18 protein-coding genes and 1 pseudogene are annotated in these 18944 nt (G+C 70.4%); 7 read left to right on the top strand and 12 right to left on the bottom strand.

From position 1 onward, the window contains the following. Nucleotides 1–30 precede the first annotated feature (30 nt). Nucleotides 31–1335, bottom strand: coding sequence for a GAF domain-containing protein (locus ACQHII_RS42115; RefSeq protein ID WP_427924188.1), 1305 nt, complete (start codon nt 1333–1335; stop codon nt 31–33). A 172-nt stretch (nt 1336–1507) separates the two neighbouring features. Further along, nucleotides 1508–3235 carry a GAF domain-containing protein gene (locus ACQHII_RS42110; RefSeq protein ID WP_427924187.1) on the bottom strand — a complete coding sequence of 576 codons (1728 nt, stop codon included), beginning with the start codon at nt 3233–3235 and terminating at the stop codon, nt 1508–1510. A gap of 282 nt (nt 3236–3517) precedes the next feature. Between ACQHII_RS42110 and ACQHII_RS42105 the strand changes: the two genes are divergently transcribed. The 3 genes from ACQHII_RS42105 to ACQHII_RS42095 all read left to right on the top strand — a co-directional run bounded on the left by ACQHII_RS42105 (nt 3518) and on the right by ACQHII_RS42095 (nt 5587). Continuing rightward, nucleotides 3518–4360, top strand: a complete 843-nt coding sequence (locus tag ACQHII_RS42105) for a hypothetical protein (RefSeq protein ID WP_427924186.1) — start codon at nt 3518–3520, stop codon at nt 4358–4360. A 124-nt stretch (nt 4361–4484) separates the two neighbouring features. Then, nucleotides 4485–4904, top strand: coding sequence for a hypothetical protein (locus ACQHII_RS42100; protein WP_427924185.1), 420 nt, complete (start codon nt 4485–4487; stop codon nt 4902–4904). A gap of 248 nt (nt 4905–5152) precedes the next feature. Then, the gene (locus ACQHII_RS42095; RefSeq protein ID WP_427924184.1) at nt 5153–5587 is read left to right on the top strand and encodes a pyridoxamine 5'-phosphate oxidase family protein; all 435 of its coding nucleotides are present in this window, start codon (nt 5153–5155) and stop codon (nt 5585–5587) included. 81 nt (nt 5588–5668) lie between these two features. Here the strand turns inward: ACQHII_RS42095 and ACQHII_RS42090 are convergent, their stop codons facing one another. The 5 genes from ACQHII_RS42090 to ACQHII_RS42070 form a co-directional block, all read right to left on the bottom strand. Then, nucleotides 5669–6289 carry a hypothetical protein gene (locus ACQHII_RS42090; RefSeq protein ID WP_427924183.1) on the bottom strand — a complete coding sequence of 207 codons (621 nt, stop codon included), beginning with the start codon at nt 6287–6289 and terminating at the stop codon, nt 5669–5671. Nucleotides 6290–6425: 136 nt separating this feature from the next. Then, a complete protein-coding gene (locus ACQHII_RS42085) occupies nt 6426–7259 on the bottom strand; it encodes a universal stress protein (RefSeq protein WP_427924182.1) in 834 nt (277 codons plus the stop codon). A 219-nt stretch (nt 7260–7478) separates the two neighbouring features. Beyond that, nucleotides 7479–7925 (bottom strand): pyridoxamine 5'-phosphate oxidase family protein, encoded by a 447-nt coding sequence (locus ACQHII_RS42080; protein WP_427924181.1) that lies wholly within the window; start codon nt 7923–7925, stop codon nt 7479–7481. Between the two features lie 49 nt (nt 7926–7974). Next, entirely contained in the window at nt 7975–8724 is a 750-nt protein-coding gene (locus tag ACQHII_RS42075) for a helix-turn-helix domain-containing protein (protein ID WP_427924180.1), read from the bottom strand. Beyond that, on the bottom strand, nt 8717–9814 hold the full coding sequence (locus ACQHII_RS42070) for a zinc-dependent alcohol dehydrogenase family protein (RefSeq protein WP_427924179.1): 1098 nt from the start codon (nt 9812–9814) through the stop codon (nt 8717–8719). The genes ACQHII_RS42075 and ACQHII_RS42070 overlap by 8 nt, the downstream gene beginning before the upstream one ends. A 119-nt stretch (nt 9815–9933) precedes the next feature. Between ACQHII_RS42070 and ACQHII_RS42065 the strand changes: the two genes are divergently transcribed. Both ACQHII_RS42065 and ACQHII_RS42060 read left to right on the top strand, forming a co-directional pair. Then, a complete protein-coding gene (locus ACQHII_RS42065) occupies nt 9934–10329 on the top strand; it encodes an STAS domain-containing protein (RefSeq protein WP_427924178.1) in 396 nt (131 codons plus the stop codon). A gap of 127 nt (nt 10330–10456) precedes the next feature. Next, nucleotides 10457–11038, top strand: coding sequence for an Rv1733c family protein (locus ACQHII_RS42060; protein ID WP_427924177.1), 582 nt, complete (start codon nt 10457–10459; stop codon nt 11036–11038). Between the two features lie 58 nt (nt 11039–11096). Here the strand turns inward: ACQHII_RS42060 and ACQHII_RS42055 are convergent, their stop codons facing one another. The 3 genes and pseudogenes from ACQHII_RS42055 to ACQHII_RS42045 form a co-directional block, all read right to left on the bottom strand. Continuing rightward, nucleotides 11097–11501: a hypothetical protein gene (locus ACQHII_RS42055; RefSeq protein WP_427925528.1), complete on the bottom strand. Its 405-nt coding sequence runs from the start codon at nt 11499–11501 to the stop codon at nt 11097–11099. A gap of 119 nt (nt 11502–11620) precedes the next feature. Beyond that, on the bottom strand, nt 11621–12142 hold the full coding sequence (locus ACQHII_RS42050; protein WP_427924176.1) for an aldo/keto reductase: 522 nt from the start codon (nt 12140–12142) through the stop codon (nt 11621–11623). A gap of 118 nt (nt 12143–12260) precedes the next feature. Next, a pseudogene (locus ACQHII_RS42045) lies at nt 12261–12473 on the bottom strand (RNA polymerase sigma factor); the annotation flags it as partial. 268 nt (nt 12474–12741) lie between these two features. Here ACQHII_RS42045 and ACQHII_RS42040 point away from each other — a divergent pair. Both ACQHII_RS42040 and ACQHII_RS42035 read left to right on the top strand, forming a co-directional pair. Further along, nucleotides 12742–15450 carry a pectinesterase family protein gene (locus ACQHII_RS42040; protein WP_427924175.1) on the top strand — a complete coding sequence of 903 codons (2709 nt, stop codon included), beginning with the start codon at nt 12742–12744 and terminating at the stop codon, nt 15448–15450. 151 nt (nt 15451–15601) lie between these two features. After that, the gene (locus ACQHII_RS42035) at nt 15602–16972 is read left to right on the top strand and encodes a cellulose-binding domain-containing protein (RefSeq protein ID WP_427924174.1); all 1371 of its coding nucleotides are present in this window, start codon (nt 15602–15604) and stop codon (nt 16970–16972) included. A gap of 21 nt (nt 16973–16993) precedes the next feature. Here the strand turns inward: ACQHII_RS42035 and ACQHII_RS42030 are convergent, their stop codons facing one another. Both ACQHII_RS42030 and ACQHII_RS42025 read right to left on the bottom strand, forming a co-directional pair. Further along, on the bottom strand, nt 16994–18229 hold the full coding sequence (locus tag ACQHII_RS42030) for an epoxide hydrolase family protein (RefSeq protein ID WP_427924173.1): 1236 nt from the start codon (nt 18227–18229) through the stop codon (nt 16994–16996). A 106-nt stretch (nt 18230–18335) separates the two neighbouring features. Then, nucleotides 18336–18911: a TetR/AcrR family transcriptional regulator gene (locus ACQHII_RS42025; RefSeq protein ID WP_427924172.1), complete on the bottom strand. Its 576-nt coding sequence runs from the start codon at nt 18909–18911 to the stop codon at nt 18336–18338. Between the last annotated feature and the right edge of the window lie 33 nt (nt 18912–18944).

Genomic DNA, 18944 nt, shown 5'->3' with positions numbered 1-18944 from the left:
ATCACGACGGTCGTGGTGATGCTCAACACGCTAGGAACGCGAACGCTGCAACACCGCTGCATGCCGTACGACCTGCGGCGGAACAGCGCTGTCGACGTCCAGCGCGTGGGCGCGGGCCGCCGCCGCGGCGCGCTGGGGCGATCCGCACGGCAGGGCGTGAGCAAGCGCCGACCATGCGGAGATGTCGTCGTTACCCCAGTCCGCGGCGATCCAGCGACGCAACAGCGCGGGGTCGCCGCTGCCGAGCACGGCGCCGCGCAACTGCTGTTCCAGACAACGCCGTTGCTCCACCACGACCGGCGCGTCGGAGCGCGGCAGCAACGGCCCCGGGTAGTGGGCAAGTGCCTGCGCCACCCGCCCCTCGGCGAGGAGGTCGGAGATCTCGCCGAGGTCGGTCCGCACGGGGCGCAGCAACGCGTACGGCCGGGAGCCGAGCAGGGCGGGACCAAGGACGGTACGCAGCCGGGTCATCTCGGCCCGGAGCGTCGAGGGCGGTACCTCGCGGTCCGACAGTTCCAGGGCGAGCCGGTCGCCCGTCATCCCGTGAGCGGCCAGAGCGAGGGCCAGCACGATCTCGCTGTGCCGCGGACTCAGCCGCAGAACCCGTCCACCGCATTCGAGCAAGGCGCTGTCCCGGCCGAGCACGTGCAGCCGTACGTCGTCACCGCGTCCGACCAGGTCCGGCATTCCCACCGACGTGTTCGGCGTCCGGGCGAGGTGTGCCTCGGCGGCGAGGGCCGCTCCCCGTACGGCGGCCAGGGCCGGGGGTGTGGCGATGGTGCCGCCGCCGGACAGGTCGACCACGCCGAGGACCCGTCCGGTGGCGGGATCGCGGATCGGGGCCGCGGCGCACGACCAGGCGTGTGCGGCAGAGCTGAAGTGCTCGCCGGTCACGATCTGGACGGGGCGGCCCAACTCCAGTGCGGTGCCGGGCGCGTTGGTCCCGGCACGGGTCTCGGACCAGACGGCCCCCTCGGCGAAGTGCATCCGCTCGCCCCGCTCGACGGTCGCGGAGTCGCCCTCGACCCAGAGCAGGGTGCCGTCGGTGTCGGCGACGGCGAAGATGTGCCCGTCGTCGGCGGCGCCTGCCCCGAGCAGTTCGCGGAACAGGGGAACGACCGTGGCCAGCGGATGGGTGCGCCGGTAGGCGGCCAGTTCCAGGGACGCGATGTGCAGGGGCGGCAGCTGGCTGCCGTCGGGACGGACGCCGTGCAGCCGGCAGCGCCGCCACGACGCGGCCACCAGGTCACGTACGGGGGACACCGTCCCAGGCACCGTCACGAAGCGTTCGTGCGCCGCGCGCAGAGCTTTCGCCGAGGTGGTGGAAGCGTCCATCGCACATCCCAGGGGCCGTTCTCCGGGTCCGTCACTTCCACCTCAGCCCTACGGCGGGACGAACTGCAGAGGCCGAACGGCCCTGGTGCCAGGGTCTCCCGGGTCCCGGCAGGGGTGCGGCCGCAGACCCGCACGGCCCGTTCGCGTCGCGTCCGACGCGGTGGGGGGCTCCCTACTCCCCCGTCACCGGAACCCGCCACACCAGCGTGCTGCCGCCGCCTTCCGGACGGCTCAGCTCCAGGTCTCCGCCGAGGTTCTCGGCCCGCTCCCGCATATTGCGCAGGCCGCTGCGGCGGCCCTCGGGCGGAATGCCCACGCCGTTGTCGGTCACCGTCAGCCGCACCTCGCGGCCGTCGGTCTCCAGGGCGACGTCGGCCCGGCCGGCCCGCGCGTGGCGGGCGACGTTGGTCAGCGCCTCGGTCAGTACGGCGATCACCTGGTCGGCGGTCTCCCGCGGCACATCGGTGTCGATGAGGCCCTCCATCCGCACGCTGGGTGCGAAGCCGAGCACCGGGGCGGCTTCGCCGACCGCGCGCACGACGCGAGCCCGGAGGCCCGTCCCGGCCCCACCGTCACGCGCCCGCAGACCGAAGATCGTCGACCTGATGATCTTGATGGTCTCGTCGAGGTCGTCCACCGCCCGCGCCACGCGTTCCGCGGCCCCGGTGTGGTCGATGAAGCGGCCCGCGCTCTGGAGGGTCATGCCGGTGGCGAACAGCCGTTGAATGGCCAGGTCGTGCAGGTCACGGGCGATGCGGTCGCGGTCCTGGAGCACCGCGACCTCCTCGGCGTCCCGTCGGCGCTCGGCCAGTTCCATCGCGACGGCCGCCTGTGCGGCGAAGGCCTGGAGGGTCTCGGTCTCCGTCACCGAGAAGGGCTGCCGCCCGGCCTCTCGCGCCAGGAGGACCACGCCTCGCACACCGGCCTCGCCCGAGCCGATGGGCACGGCCACCGCGGGGCCGAGTCCCTCGAAGCGCCGTGGCTCCGAGGAGATACGACCGTCATTGCTCGCGTCCATGCTGGTGACGGGAGCGGCGCCGGAGAAGGCCAGGCCCATCAGGCTGCGGTCCATGGGCAGGATGAGCCCCTGGTGGGCCTCGGCGTCCATGCCGACGGCGATCTCCACGGCGAGCGTCTCGGTGTCCTCCATCGGCAGGGCGACCGCAGCGAGGGCGGAGCCCGTGATCTCGCCGGCCCGTTCGGCGATCAGGGCAAGGACCTTGGTTCGGGCGTCGCCGGACATCAGGGTGTGGGTGATCTCCGCGTTCGCCCGCAGCCAGCGTTCCCGCAGCCGGGACTCCTCGTACAGGCGGGCGTTGTCGATCGCGACACCGGCCGCCACGGCCAGGGTGGACAGGACGGACTCGTCCTCGTCGTCGAACTGCGCGCCGGCTCGCTTCTCGGTGAGGTAGAGGTTGCCGAAGATCTGGTCGCGTACCCGGATCGGTACGCCGAGGAAGGTGTTCATCGGCGGGTGGTTGGGCGGGAAGCCGTACGAGGCCGCGTGCTCGGAGATCTTCGCGAGACGCAGCGGCTCGGGATGGCGGATCAGCTCGCCGAGGATGCCGTGGCCCTCCGGGTACGGGCCGATGCGGGCGATCTGATCCTCGGAGACGCCGACCGTGTGGAAGGCCGACAGGGCTTTTCCGTCCGGGGCGATCACGCCGAGCGCCGCGTACTCGGCGTCGACGAGTACCGCGGCGGCCTCGACGATGCTGTGCAGGGCCTGCTCCAGGTCCAGTTCCCTGCCGACGGAGAGCACCGCCTCCAGCAGGCTGTGCACCCGGTCGCGAGTACCGCGGGCCGCGTCCAGCCGTGCCTGTAGCTCCTCGAGCAGCTCGTCCAGCTTCAGCTGCGGCAGCCGTATACGGGCTTCCCGGGACTCCTCAGGGCTTGCCACCGGTGATCCTCCAGATCGCCTCACCACACCACGGGTCGACCTGTCTGGTCTGATGCCACGGTATCGGTCGGAGACGCGCGGGGACACGGGATCAGGCCGCTGTGGTGCCCTCTTACCGGGGATCCCGGTCAGTTCTCAATCCCTTTGGGACAGCCCTGTCAACGGGTGCCCGGACCGGTGGACGGCTTCTGTGGGAAGCGGGTGTACGTCGATATGATGCCCACGGTCGCATGTGCCTCTGGGCACGTCCTTCGAGCGTTCCGGCTCTCTGGGGAGTGTGCCGTGGAATCTCAGACCGATCCCTGGCGGGCACTGACCGACACCGACGGCGACACCGTCGGTTGGCAGTTCCAGCAGCCCGGTTTGGTGTCGCGGGCCGTTCCGTTCGGGCTGGTCGCCGTGATGGCCACGGTCAGTGTCCTGGTGCCGGACGGTGGCGTGCAGTCCTGGCCGGAGTACTGGTCGAGCATCGCGCTTCTGCCGGTGTGCGCCGGTGCCTTCCTTCTGCCGTGGCGACGGCTGCCGGCATGGACCCCGGTTCTGGTGCCGCTGCTCTATGCCGGCTCCGTCCTGGAACTGATCCTGGCCTCGGGCGTGGCCTCCGGCGTGGGACTCGGGCTGCTGGTCCCGCTGATCTGGTCGGCGCTCTTCCACCGTCAGTGGGAGTCGGCGTGCGTGGTGCTGGCGGTGGTGACCGTCCAGGCGGTGTCGTCCATCGCCCAGTCGACCCCTGGTGACGTGCTGGCCAGGCGCGTGGTGTTCTGGACGGCGCTCAGCGTGCTCATCGCGGTGGCCGCTCACGGTCTGCGGGACCGTGTCAAAGGCTCGTTGGTGGCCAACGCGGAGTTGCAGGCGAAGATCCGCGAGCTCTCCGTGACCAGGGAGCGGGACCGTATCGCCGCCGATCTCCGCGAGAGCGTGGTGCGGAAGGTCTTCGAGACCGGGCTGGACCTGCACAGCACAGCCGCGATGATCGGGGAGGGCCCGGCGCGGGAGCGGCTCATGCGCGGAGTGGCCGAGCTCGACGGGGTGATCCAGGCCCTGCGGGAGAGCGTGTTCCAGCTGGACCACGACGCCGACTCGGCGGGCGTCGCCCCCGGGACGTCCGAACCCGACGAACGGTGACACCACTCCCCGACCGCTCCGGAAGAGGACCCCTGGCCCCCGTCACGGGCCGGTCGGCACTGGGCCCGACCCGACGGCGGGGCCAGTCTGGAGTCGCTGGCAAACGATCAGAGGAGTGGAGCAGATGACTCCAAGAGACACCGGCGGCCATGCCCCCACGGCAACCGTCATGCAGGTGCGGACCGAGGGCGAGGTCGACGACGAGTCCGTCGCCTACCTCCGGGCCAAACTGACCGTACTGTTCGACCGGCCGGAGCTTGTCGGCAGCGGCGGCGAGGTGCGGATCGCCAGGGCCGCCGCGCATCACGTCGAGCAGCCGTGGTCGGCCACGGCCGAGATCCGGGTGGGGAGCGACCTCCTGGTCGTCCAGGCCAGGGAGGCGAGCGCGCACGAACTCGCGGACCGCCTGCAGGATCGGCTGCGCAACCGCATGGAGCGCGTCGTACACCGCACGGACACGGCCCGCCGGTCCGCGACCCCGCCTCCGTGGCGCGGCGGCCCGGGCGACGACCCGCGGCAGGACCAGCCGGAACCCGCGCCGTAACCCCTGCCGCGGTGTCGGAGCGGCCGTAGGACGTCGCCGGGGCGGCCGAGGGACTCGTCCTCCGCGTCGACGGCGCCCGCCGTCCGCACACCGGGGTTCAGGACAACGGGCCGGTCGGCCGACGGCGAGAGGCCGATCGGCCCTATCGGATCGTGCCCCGGCGCCGTTCCATTGGCTGATCGAGCCCCTGCCCACCATGTCCATCGGCTGTACGCCCCCGGTGGGCCGTCAGCCGGAGACCCCAAGCAGTGAGTGACGAACCCGTACGGAGGCAGCCCACGACCACGGAAGAGGCCCTGCGGCTGCTGGGCAGCGTGTCCCTGGGGAGGATCGCCTTCACCCGGCAAGCGCTGCCGACCATCCGCCCGGTCAATCACATCGTCGACGACGGCGTCATCGTCATCGGGACGCACGAAGGCGCGGCCATGACCTCGCGCGCCCTCCAGGCCGACGGTTCGGGGGTCGTCGTCGCGTACGAGGCTGACGACATCGACCCCGACACCCACCTCGGCTGGAGCGTGGTGGTCACCGGCTACGCCCACTTGGTGACCGACACCGGCGAACTGGCCCGGTACCAGAAGCTGTTGCGGCCGTGGGTGCCGCAGACGATGGACTACGTGGTGCGCATCCACCCGGATCTGGTGACCGGGCTGCTGCTCGTCCCCGCCGACCGGTCCTGCTGAGGTTCGGCCGACCTCACGCAACTGACCGGGGTACCACCGCTGTTGTGCGGCGGTACCCCGGTCACGACGTGCTTTTGGCTGTTACTTCAGCCAGTTGTGGTCGCGGACGACGGGGAGCTTGGCCCAGATCCTGCCCAGGCCCCAGGTGGCACCGGCGCCGGCCGCCGCGAGGGCGATGATCACGACGGCGTAGATCAGGTGGTAGTCGGCGAACGGGTTCGACGACATGCTCAGCGACCCGTCCGACAGGTGCTTGGCCGGCGGCCACTCCGCGATCCACATCAGCGCCATCATCACCGTGCCCGCCACCGCGGCCAGCCGCAGCGCGACACCGGAGATCAGTGCGACACCGATGCCGAGCAGACCGAGCATGAACAGCCAGTTCGCCCAGCCCGCCCCCGCCCAGTCATGGAACGTCGACTCCATCGGACCCGCCGCCACACTGCTCAGGAAGCCCTTGGTCGGCGAACCACCGTCGATCCAGCCCTTCCCGGAGGGAGTCGCGTAACCGAAGCCGAACGTCTTGTCCAGGAACGCCCACAGGAAGACGAACCCGGTCAGCAGACGCAGGGACGCGAAGGCGTAGGCACGCGCCGTGGTGGTCTCCGCCGTCGTGTCGGTGGCGGCCTGTGCCGTCCCGGTGCGGTGCAGGGAGGGGAAGTGGAAACGCGTGTGGGATTGGGGTTGGTTGTGGACTGCCATGATGCTCATCCCTTTCGAGGGAACGACGCGTTGGATCAGAGGACTCTCGTTGCGCCCTCAATGTCTCGCGGCGGACCGCGACGGCGGAGGGGCTGCAAGGCCCGGAGCGAGGGGCCGAACGTCCCTGCCTGCAAGGTCAGTCGGCGGTGGGCACCACGATCACCGGGCAGTGGGAGCGGTGCAGCAGGGTGTGCGCCACGGGGCCCAGTCGCGGGCCGAACCGGTGGGTGCGGTGGTGCGCGCCGACGACCACGACGGCGCAGTCGCGCGTGGCCTCCAGCAGGGCGTGCGCCGGCCCGCTGCGGACCGTGCGGCTCTCGACCCGGACACCGGGGTGCCGCTCGCTCAGCCGGGACAGGGCGAAGCGCGGTACGGAGTCCTCCGCCCTTCCCTGCCGGGCGAGTTGCTCCTGGCCCGGGCTCGTGGCCGCGACCAGGGAGGGCAGTTCGGGGGTGACGTGCCGGTGGGTCCATGAGTGCAGGACGTGCAGTGGGACACCGCGCCGCTCGGCCTCCTGGAAGGCGTAGAGCGCGGTGTCCTGGTCGTTGTCGCCCTCAAGGCCGAGCAGCACGGGCCGTCCGTCGTCGCACGGATGGTCGCCGCGGACGACGAGCAGCGGGCTGCGCACCTGCGCGGCCAGCCGCAGGCTCACCGAGCCGAACAGCAGGCCGGTGATGCCGCCCATGCCCCGGGTTCCCACGACGGTGAGGTCAGCGCCCTCGCTCTCCCGCACGAGTGTGCGCACCGGGCCGCCGACGGCGTCCCTGGTCACCACCGTCAGCTCGGGGTGACGTGCGCCGACGCGCGTGAGGGCGGACGCCAGGACCGGTCCGGCCTCGTCGCTGTCGGGCACGGCGTACACCACGGTCAGTTCGACGCCGCGCCGCGCGGATTCGTCCGCGGCGCGGTCCAGCGCCCGTACGGAGATCAGCGAACCGTCCACTCCGACGACCACATGATGGATAGTCATGTCCCGTTTCCCTTCTGGCTGTTGCGTACTCGCCGCGTTCGGCGGGAAGAGGCCGCCAAGGCGTGCAACGGCTCCGGCGACGATGCTCGTCCTGCGCGAAGGAGCCGGGTCAGGGGCCGCAGGAACCTGCTGACACGCCGTACGGCCCCTTCTTGAGGGGCCGTACGGTCCCGGTGTAGTCCGCTGCGAGCGGCACTGGGTGGATCGCTCAGGCCGTCGTCACGTTGCGCCGGTGAGGTTCACCCCGTACATCGAGCGCCCGCCCACGAGTTCACGGCCCGTCACGAGCTCGGGCTCGATTCGGACGAAGACCTCCTGGGACGAGGGAACCCAGGAGGTCGGGCCGTTTCGGAGCATGCGTTCGTGCTCGGCCGGGTCGGTCACCACGGTGGCCGACCCGGTGACGACGACGCTCCAGCCCGAGTGCGCGACGGCGTCGACCTCGTCGGCCTCGAAGGCGACGACCGAGCCGTCGATCGCGCGCACGAGCTCCGAGGCCACGGAGGTGCGCAGCAGCACCGCGCCGTCGTGGTCCAGACAGAAGTTGACGGGCAGCACGGCGGGCAGGGCCTGGCGGGTGTGCACGATGCGGCCGACGGGGGCCTGCCCCAGCCGGCGCAGGCACTCGTGTCGTTCCAGTTCGCGGAATCCGTCGTTGGAATACATCAGCCAGTCCGTCTCTCGCCCTGTGCGGGGGTTCGTGGGTCAGTGGGTGTCACTCCATGTTTCGCCGTGCAGGAGCGGCGGGTGAGGGGTCGTCAGTCCCGCTCGCCTCGGAGAAGGTCCCTCGGCGCGTGGTGATCCGACGTCCGGTGAGGCTCAGCGCGTCGATACGGACCCACTCCTCGCGCGGGCCGCCGGCCCACGGCGTGCTGAACGCGTGTTCCGTCAGCCGCCGCACGTCGTCGGCGTCGGTCACGGTCCGCGCCCGGCCGAGCGCCAGCACGCTCCAGCCTTCGGCGAACGCGTCGTCGATGCGGTCGATCTCGAAGGTCACCTGGCGGCCCGCCGCCCGGGACGGCATCGCACCGGGAGCGGTCCGGTACACGATCGCGCCGTCGACCACGCTGTAGTTGACCGGCACGATGACGGGTCCCGAGGCGGTGGGCACCGCGACCCTGCCCACCCCGTGGGTCGACAGCAGTTCACGGCACTCCTGGACGGTGAGCGCGGTGAATGTCGGCCCGGAGCCCGCCCGGCCCTGGCCAGGTGTGAGATCGCTACTGCCCCCGGCGAGGTCGGTCGCGGTGGTTTCCAGGGCTGCGGCGAGCCTCAGCAGAACGCTCCTGTTCGGAGCGGCACCGGGAAACTCCTCCAGGTACTGGAGGTAGCTCGCCGCCACCCCCGCGCGGTCGGCCGTCTCCTCCCGAGAGAGGTCAAGTGCCGTGCGCCGTACGGTGATCCGGCGCCCGAGGTCACCCGTGGGCGATCCCTCCGTCACGCTCAGCGGGAACGGGTCAGGCATGGCTCGTCACGTCCTTTTCTCCTGTTGTGCGGACGGCGACTTCCTCGTGCCGCGTCCCGCCGAGGACGACCTTGAGGGCGCCGGTGTCGGCGGCGTCGGCGAAGACGTCGTACGCCTCCTCCATGCGCTCCAGCGGGAAGGTGTGGGTGACCAGTTGCGAGGTGGGCAGCCGTCCGGCGGCGGCCATCCTCAGCAGGGTGGGGGTGGAGTGGGTGTCGACCAGGCCGGTGGTGATGGTGATGTTCTTGATCCACAGGTCTTCGAGGTGCAGGGTCGCGGGCCTGCCGTGGACTCCGACGTTGGCGACACGACCGCCGGGCCGCACCATGCGCGTGCACAGCTCGAAGGTCTCCGGCACGCCCACCGCCTCGATCACGACGTCCGCTCCCATCCCGTCGGTGAGATCGGCGATCAGCTGCTCGGGGGTCTCGCGGGCGTCCACGACGACGTCGGCGCCGAACCGCTTCGCCGCGTCCAGCCGGGCGGCGGCCAGGTCCACGGCGACGACACGCTCGGGCGAGAACAGCCGCGCCGTGGCGATCGCGGCCAGTCCGACCGGACCGGCACCCACAACGGCGACCGTGTCGCCGGGGCGCACCTGTCCGTTGAGCACCCCCACCTCGTATCCGGTGGGGAAGATGTCCGCCAGCAGCACGGCGTCCCTGGCGTCCAGCGTGCCGGGCAGCGGGTGGACGGAGAGGTCGGCGTGCGGGACGCGCACGTACTCGGCCTGGGTGCCGTCGATGAGATGGCCGAGAATCCAGCCCCCGCCGCCGCGGCACTGGCCGTACATGGCCCCGCGGCAGTAGGCGCAGCGCCCGCACGCGGTGATGCAGGAGACCAGGACCCGGTCCCCGGGCCGTACGGTCCGCACGCCGGAGCCCGCTTCCACGACCTCGCCGACCGCCTCGTGGCCCAGGACCGTGCCGGGCCGCACCTCGGGCACATCGCCCTTGAGGATGTGCAGATCCGTCCCGCAGACGGTGACGGCGTCGACGCGCACGATCACGTCGGTGGCGTCCTTGATACCGGGATCCGGGACGTCGTCCCAGGAGGACTGTCCCGGACCATGGAAGACGTAGCCCTTCATGACGTTCCTTCCCCACTCGGTCGGCTGCCCCCGTCTGCCCAGCGTGTCCGGGTCCGTCGCGCCTCGCTTGGGCCGGTCGGCCCTTCCTCGCGGGACCATTTGGCCGGTTGGCTCGCACCATGACCGAGATCCACACCCCCGCCTCCGCTCTACGTTCCTCGGAACGTGTGATCGCCGGGACGACCGTCGTGGCACTGCACGGCGAGATCGACCTCCTCACGGGTCAGCCGTTGTCGGCGCGCCTGGATGCGCTGACCGCGGTCCCCTCCCCCGATCTCGTACTGGACCTGCGCGCCCTGTCGTTCATCGACTGTGCCGGTCTCGGCGTCCTGTGCCGGGCACAGAACCGGAGCGCCGCCCGGGGCGGACGGCTCCGGCTCGTCACCGGAAGGACGGGTTTTCTGCGGATCCTGCGTCACGCCCAGCTCGGTGATGCCTTCGAGATCCACGCGCGGCTGTCGACCGCTCTGGCCGCCGGGCCGGAGTCCGGCGGCGCCTCCGCCACGGCGGGCTGAACGGCCCGTCCGGGCCCCGGGTCGAGGTGCCGATGGGGTAACCCGGCAGTCCCTGTTCGGCCCATGCCACCCCGCATTCCGGACCGGCACCTTCGTATAAGAGACCAAGACGAGGAGGTGCGGACTCATGGGCGGGAACAGGCGTCTGAAGAAGCGGCTGTGGCGGTTGCGGAGCAACCCGTTGCGCCGGCACGACGACATCGTCGCGGCCTGGATCGTCCTGGTGATGTGGGCGGTGGTCCTGGTGGGCGGCGCGCTCTGTGGCCTGGTGACGTTCCACGCCGCCGACGAGGTGTTCTCCGCGCAGCGCACCGAGCGGCACTCGGTACACGCGGTACTCATCACGGACACCGCGTCCACCGGCGCGACGGTCGACGGAGCCCGGGACCTGATCAAGGCGGAGGTCCGCTGGACGACCGCCGACGGCACCCGCCGTACGGGCAGCACGCTGGTGGAGACGGGAAAGAAGGCCGGAGCCGAGGTCGTGGTCTGGGTGAACTCCGCGGGCGATCTCACCGTCGAGCCCCCGAGCCGCACCGACGCGACGCTCGAATCCACCGTCCTCGGCCTGATCGCCGCGCTCGCCTTCGCCGGTCTGGCATTCGGCACCGGGGCCGTCGCACGGTACCGGCTGGACCAGCGGCGTATCGACTCCTGGGGCACGGAGTGGAAACTGGTGGGGCCGAGCTGGGGCCGCAAGACGAGCTGATCCGAACACCCGGGCCGGGGCGATCGTCCGGCTTCCGCTGCGTGTCCCGTAGCCGTCGTCACCGTCCCCGCGCCGTCGTCACCGCGAACCCGGCGATCCACGCGGGGATCGCCTCGTAGAAACGGGACGTCATCTCGTACGGCCCGGTGGCCGCCAGGGAGGCGCACGCGGCGATCCAGGTGCGGACCTCGTGGGCGGAGCCGCCGCCCTCCTTGGCCATGGCCTCGACGGTCCAGGAGTCGAACTCCGCGAGCTCGCCGTGGGCGAGGTGGTCGAGGAGGCGGTTGTCCCAGGAGGGGTTGATCGGGACCATCGCGGTAGACCCGGCGACGTAGTCACGGCCCGCCTGAACCACGCGCTGCTCGCCCTTGGCGCGTTGCTCGGGGGTCGGGGGCAGGCCCTCGATGAAGGCGTCGAGCAGCGCGAACGACTCCTCCTCGGTGTTCTCGGTGCCGAAGTTCATCGTGCCGAACGCCAGCTTCGAGACGGCGAGGCCGGAGTTGCCGAGGGTGCGGTACCGCAGGGGTTGCTGAACGCCTTTCTGCTGTGCGGGAGTTGGGCCGCGGATCCGTGGTCCGGTGTTCAGAACCAGGAGGGCCCGGCGTTGGTGTACGGCTCCTGGAGCGCTGCCGCTTCCTCGCCCGAGAGCCTCAACGCGAGGGCGTCCACGGCCTGTTGGAGATGGTGCGGCTTGGTGGCGCCGACGATGGGCGCGGAGACGAGCGGGTTGCGCAGCACCCAGGCGAGGGCGATCTGGGCCATGGGGACGCCCCGCGCCTCCGCCACCTTCCGCACGGCATTGATGACCGGCACGTCGTACTCGCTGCCGAAGGCCTGTACGACGTGGTCGGTGGAGGAGCGGGTGCTCTGTTCGCCGACGGGACGGGCCAGGCGTCCCTTGCCGTTCGGGGAGTAGGGCACGAGTCCCACGCCCATGTCGCCGCACATGGCCATGAGTTCGGGCTCGTCCTGGCGGCGCAGGAGGTTGTACTGGTTCTGCATGGACACGAAGCGGGTCCAGCCGCCGAGGTCGGCGGCGTGCTGGAGCTTGGCGAACTGCCAGGCGGCCTGGGCACCGACTACATCGACCTCTACCAGATCCACCGCTTCCACGACGAGGTCCCGGTCGAGGAGAGACTTCGGCCGCGTCGGCCACGTGCGTGTGGCGGGCCAGTGCCGCCTTGTTCCGGCGTCTGTGGTCGTGCATCTGCCGGATCGCGATGGCCACGATCCAGGACCGGAACCGCTCGGGATCGCGCAGTTCGGGCAGGGCCCGCATGGCGCGCAGCATGGTCTCCTGCACGACGTCGTCGACGTCCGCATGCCCGTGCAGACCGCGTCCGACGATGTTGTAGACCAACGGCAGATACTCGCCGAACAGGGCGGCCCGCGCGTCGGCGTCGCCGGAGCGGGCCGCGTCGACGAGGGCGGTCACGGACGGGTCGGCTCCGGGCGGACGGGCCGCCGTGTCGGTCGTGGGTCGTGCCGGAACCTCGCGCAATGCGCCCTCACAGAGTGATCCCTCAGCTGGAGGCGGTCATGATGGCACAGGCGTGCGAACGGACCAAGATCGGGCAGGGGCCGCCCCGTTCGAGCCGCCGAATGAAACTCGTTCGCGTCTCCGACCGAAATTCGTGGTGCCGAACCTGTTATGGCCCACTGAGGTGCTTCGTCTCCGTGGTGACAGCGGAGAAAGGAACGGCATGTACCTCAGACGTGGCAGACGCGCCCGGAGCAGGCGGGCCCAGTGGCGCATCGCGGCGGCCGGCGGGGCGGCACTCGTCGTCGTGGGCGGTGTCGCGACGGCGGCCACCGTCGTCACGGGAACCGGTGGGCAGACGGCCGAAGCGAAGGCCGGCACCTACACGCTCGCGGTCGCCAGGAGCGGGCTGTGCATGGACCTGGTCGGCAGCAGCGGCTCCAGCGGCGCGCTGATCCAGCAGTGGGGCTGCGGCCAGGGGCAGGCCAACCAGCAGTGGACCCTGGTCGACCGGGGCTCGGGCAGGTTCGCCATCAGGTCCGCCGCGAGCGGGCTCTGCCTCGACGTCCCCGGCGCGTCCGGCACCACCGGGGTCCGGCTCCAGCAGTGGGGCTGCGGGACCGACCAGGCCAACCAGCTCTGGACGGTGAAGCCGGCGCGCGACGACACCTTCCAGATCGTCAACGTCGGCAGCGGCCTGTGCGTCAGCGACGCGAACGCGAGCACCGCGCCCGGCGCCGCCGTCATCCAGGAGACCTGCACCACCAACAGCAACAAGCGCTGGACGCTCACCCCGGCTGGCACCGACTCGGCGGCGGCGAGCGCGAGTCCGACCGCGAGCACGGCCACGGGCACGACGATCACCGTCGCTGCGGACGGTTCCGGGAACGTCACCACCGTCCAGGCGGCGATCGACAAGGTCCCGGCGAACAACACCAAGCCGGTGACCATCGCCGTCAAGAAGGGCACCTACCGGGGCGTCTTCACCATCCCGAGCAACAAGCCCTACGTCACGCTGAAGGGCCTGGGCACCAGCGCCTCCGACGTCGTACTCGTCGAGAACCACGGGGCGAGCACGAAGAAGTCCGACGGGACGACGTACGGCACCTTCGGCAGCGCGACCGCGTTCGTCGACGGGCACGACTTCTCGGCGTCGAACCTGACGATCTCCAACGACTACGACTACACGGCCAGCCCCAGCCAGGCCGTGGCCCTGAGCCTGTCCGCCGACCGCGCGACCCTCACCGACGTACGGCTCCTGGGCCACCAGGACACCCTCCTCGTCAACGACTCCGCGCGGGCGTACTTCCTGAAGTCCTATGTGGAAGGCACCGTCGACTTCATCTTCGGCGGCGGCATCGCGGTCTTCGACCGCAGCGACATCTACCAACTGGGCAGCGGGGGTTACATCACCGCGGCCAGCACCCCGGCGACCCGCCGCTACGGCTATCTCTTCTACAGGTCGAACATCGTCGGGGCCGGAGCGGCGGGCACCGGCAGCCTCGGCCGCCCGTGGCGCCAGGACGCCCAGGTGCTCTACCGGGAGTCCACCCTCGGGTCGTTCGTCAGGACGGCCCAGCCCTGGAGCGACATGTCCGGTGCCGTCTGGACGAAGGCCCGCTTCGACGAGTACAAGAACACCGGAGCCGGCGCGACGGTCAACAGCGCCCGCCCCCAACTGACCGACTCCCAGGCGGCCGACTACACCCCGCAGAAGTACCTGGCGGGTTCGGACGGCTGGAACCCGACGACCGTCGCCACTACGACGAGTCCGGCATCCGGCACGGTCTGCAAGCCCACCGCCTACGGCGCGAAGGCCGACGGCACGACGAAGGACACCGTAGCCCTCCAGAAGGCGATCAACGCCTGTGCGGGCAAGGGCACGGTCGAGCTGACCGCCGGCAAGTACGTCTCGGGCGCCCTGACCCTGGCCGCCGACATGACGCTCCAACTCGACGCCGGAGCAACCCTGTTGGCCTCCCAGAATGCGGCGGACTACCCGCTGTCCGGCGGAAAGCTGACGCCACTCCTCGGCGGTTCCGGTGTGAACAACCTGACGATCACCGGCGCGGGCACGATCGACGGCCAGGGCGCCCCCTGGTGGACCCGGACCAACCAGGAGAAGGCGGCGGGCAAGACGCTCTCCTCCCGCCCCGGCCTGGTCTCCCTCAGCAACGCCTCGAACGTGAAGATCACCGGGATCACGCTGAAGAACGCCCCCAACGTCAACATCACCGTCAAGAAGGTCACCGAGTCCGCCGTCGACGGCATCACCGTCCAGGCACCGGCCAACGCGCCCAACACCGACGGCATCGACGTGTGGTCGTCCTCCGGCGTCGCGGTGACCAACAGCACGATCGACACCGGCGACGACGACATCGCCATCAACTCCTCGGCGGAGGGCGGCCCGTCCCACGACATCTCGCTCAGCGGCTGCACGATCCTGCACGGCCACGGCCTGTCCATCGGCAGCTACACAGCGGGCGGCATCTACGACATCGACATCCACGACAACACCCTCAAGGGCACCACCGCCGGAGTCCGGATCAAGTCCGCGCGGGGCAGGGCCGGCGAGATCCACGCCGTCACCTACAAGAACCTGAAGATGACCGACGTGACAACCCCGATCCAGATCACCGGGTACTACCCGTCGATCCCCGCGGACGGCGACGCCGCACAGCCGGTCACCAGCACCACACCGAACTACCACGACATCACCCTCGCCGACATCACCGCGACCGGCGCCACCACCGCCGGCCAGATCGTCGGCGTACCGGAGCGGCCGATCACCGGCCTGACCCTGACCTCGGTGGACATCACCGCGAAGACGGGCCTGATTGTCCGCAACGCGACGGTGAGCACGACCTCCACCACCGTCAGGCCCGCCTCGGGCCCGGCGTACGTCGTGCAGAGCAAGGCGACCGTCAAGTAGCGGCGGCGCGCTCCCCGGCCCCGCCCGTCGGGGAGCGCGCCGCCAGCACTGCGCCCCCGGAGATCCAGTTTCACCGCGACGGCAACCAACTCCCCCGTCGGCGACCACTGGAGCCCGACACAGCCCACGCACCGAGGGAACGAACCACCCCATGAGATCACCCCGTACGTCCCACCGACTGAGGCACCGCTTCCTGCGCCCGGTCCCTCTCGCGGTCGCCGCAGCCCTCGTGGCCGGAACCGGCGCGCTGGTACCGATGCTGGCCAACGGCGCCGAACCGACCTGCGCGGTCGACTACAACGTCGCCGGCCAATGGACGGACGGCTTCCAGGGAACGGTCGGCATCACCAACAAGGGTGCGGCACAGACCAGTTGGACCCTCACCTTCCAACTCGGCGGAGGCGAGAGGATCACCCAGGGCTGGAACGGCGACTGGCAGCAGTCCGGTACGACGGTCACCGTCAAGAACACCAGCTGGAACGGCACACTCTCCCCCGGAGCCACCGTCACCGCAGGCTTCATCGGCTCACGCACCGGAGCCACCGCCACACCCACCAACTTCAAGCTCAACGGCAGGAGTTGCTCCTCCGGGACGGACACCACCCCCAGCCCCGGCGAGACCGTCGCTCCCAGCTTCAGCGAGTCCAGCAGCCCGACGCCCACCCCGACGGCGACGGCAACGAGCACGTCCAAGACGACCGTCACCCCCACGCCCACCCCGACCCCTACGGCCGCCGCGAGCACCACGGCCGCGAGCGCCGCCGAATGGAACCCGCCGTCCGGCATCGTCAAGCAACTCGGCGACACCTGGGACCACATGGCCTCGACGTACCCGGACATCTACGGCTTCAAGAACTATGGCTACGACCAGCTCATGGCCACCAAGGGCACCCTCAACTACTGCGTCCGCTGGGACTCCGACAACCCGGTGACCGCCACACTGCGCGACAAGGTCCAGGCGACCCTCCAGAAGCAGTTCAACAAGTGGATGACCGCGCTCAGCGAGAACGGCAAGGGCTACAACCAGTGGCCCTACGCGTCCGTGAAGGTCAAGGTCGTCGGCTGGGCGGTCAAGGACCGCTCCACCCTGAAGTGGGACGACGACTCCGTCGACATCTACGCCGGCAACCTCGACGAGGGCGGCGCACCCCAATGCGCCGAGCCCTGCGGCCGGTTCTTCCACCAGGACGGCGACTACTCCCAGTGCCCCGGCAAGGAGGCCCACCACTACGACGAGTCCCTCTGGCTCACCAAGGGCATGGGCTTCGGCGGTGCGGGCGGTGACTGGGGACAGCGCCTGGACCAGGAGTACTTCACCAACGCCCTGGACGAGGAGAATCTGCACATCTACCTGCACGAAGTCGGCCACACCTTCGGCCTCGACGACTTCTACGACTGGACCCCGACCCCCGACGTCGGCGGCTTCATCATGAACGCGGGAAGCGCCACGGAGATCACCGAGTTCGACAAGTGGATGATCCGGGACTTCTGGCGCCACATCAAGAGCCGCTACGGCTACTGATGAGGAAGGCCTCGACGCTGTTCAGGGCCTGCGGTCGCGGAAGGTGCGGCGCAGGTCGTTCACCCAGGCGTCTGGGTTCTCCCAGGGGATGAAGTGGCCGCCGTGCTCATGGGCGTTGACGTTGACGTGGTTGAACCATGCGCTCTGCGGCCCCTTCTTGAACGCCTCGACGCGCTCGGCGGCGGTGTGGACGCCGGGCGGGTTCTCGTAGGTGACGAGGGTGAGGCCGACCGGGGCCCGCACCACCGGGGTGCGGTCGTGGGCGGGCGTCCAGGGATAGCGGTTGGCGTTGGCGTAGTAACGCATCGACGTGGCGATGGAGTTGTTCGCCCAGTAGATCGTGGCGTGGGTGAGCAGATCGTCCCTGGTGAACACGGACTCGACATCCCCGCCGTTGTCGCTCCAGGCGTTCCAGCGCTCCAGGAGCCAGGCCAGCAGTCCGGCGGGGGAATCACTCAGACCGTGGGCCAGGGTGGCGCCGTCGAGCATGTGCACGGCGAGGTGGGAGGCCGAGCGGCGGTCCATCTCGATGATCCGGGCCCGGACATCGGCGGGCTGGTCGTCGGTGAGGGGCCTTCTGCTGCCGAAGTCCCAGGCGCGCGGGCCGTTGAAGAAGTCGAGCGGCAGCCCCGAGCCGATATGGATGCCGTACAGCTCGTCGGCGTACTTGTGGCCGAGCTGACTGGTGACGACACCGCCGATGTCACAGCCCCCGGCGGCGTACCTGTCGTACCCCAGAGTCTGGGTCATCAGGGTGTGCCAAAGGTCGGCGACCTTCCAGAAGTTGACGTCCGGAAAGCCGGTGAGCGGACCGGGGAAGCCGAAGCCGGGCAGGGACGGCACGATGACGTCGAACGCGTCGGCGGGGTCACCGCCGAACGCGGCCGGATCGGCGAGCGGACCGATCACCTTCGACCAGTGCCAGAACGTCCACGGCCAGCCGTGGGTCAGGATCAACGGAACCGGACGGGGACCGCGGCCGGGTTCACGCATGAAATGCAGCGGGATACCGGCGACGCTCACCCGGTAGTGCTCGTGAACGTTGATGGCCGCCTCGGCCGCACGCCAGTCGTAACCGTCCCGCCAGTAGGCGACGAGCTCGCGGAGACAGCTGTCGGGGACGCCGTAGGACCAGTCCTCGTTCCCCTCGTCCAGCGGCGGACGGGTCGCCGCGAGGCGGGCGCGCAGGTCGTCGAGGACCTCGTCGGACACGTGGATCGAAACGGGCTTCAGAGGGAACTCGTACGGGGTGCTCATCGCATGGTTCCTAACTGTGGTGTACCGCCCACCAGTTGGACGGCGAACCGTGACGGCCTGCCGCGTGCCCGGCCGCCGACGCCCTCCGACCGCCCATCCAATCAGGTCACAGGGGCTTGGCGTTCTTGGCGGCGGCTGCCGCGACGGTTGCCAGGTCTTCGGCCGAGAAGCCGGCGCGGCTCAGTACCGCCAGGGACTTGTTCGTCGCCAGTGTGCACAACGCCAGTTCCGCCGCCTCCTGCTCGCCCGCCCCCGTCGCCAGTAGCGCCTGCTCCAGCATCGTCCGCAGACCGTCGATCATGGCGCGGACCATCGCCCGGCCCTCCGCGTCGAGCGTCGGGAACTGCGTCGCCGACACCGTGAGCAGACAGCCGTCCGGGACCGTCGGGTCGGCGATGCGATTCAGGGTGACGCGGAGGTAGGCGGCCACAACGGCGCTCGGGTCCGGGTGAGGGCCGGACAGCGCCTGCTCGTACAGCGGGTGGTAGGTCTGCGCGTAGCGTTGGAGGCTTTGGCGGAAGAGGGCGCTCTTGTCGCCGAAGGTGCCGTAGAGCGAGCCCCGGCCCAGGCCGGTGCCCTCGGTCAGGCGATCGATCGAGGCCTCCGAATAACCCCAGCGCCAGAAGACGTGCATCGCACGTCGTAGCGCCTCGTCCACGTCGAACTGCTTGCGGCCTGCCATGGTCCGTCACTCTACACATCTTGTACCGATCAT

It is taken from the genome of Streptomyces sp. cg40 (assembly GCF_050320165.1).
Lineage (GTDB): Bacteria > Actinomycetota > Actinomycetes > Streptomycetales > Streptomycetaceae > Streptomyces > Streptomyces hokutonensis.
The sequence above is the reverse complement of the archived record's forward strand: the minus strand, read 5'-3'. Positions and strand labels throughout refer to the sequence as shown.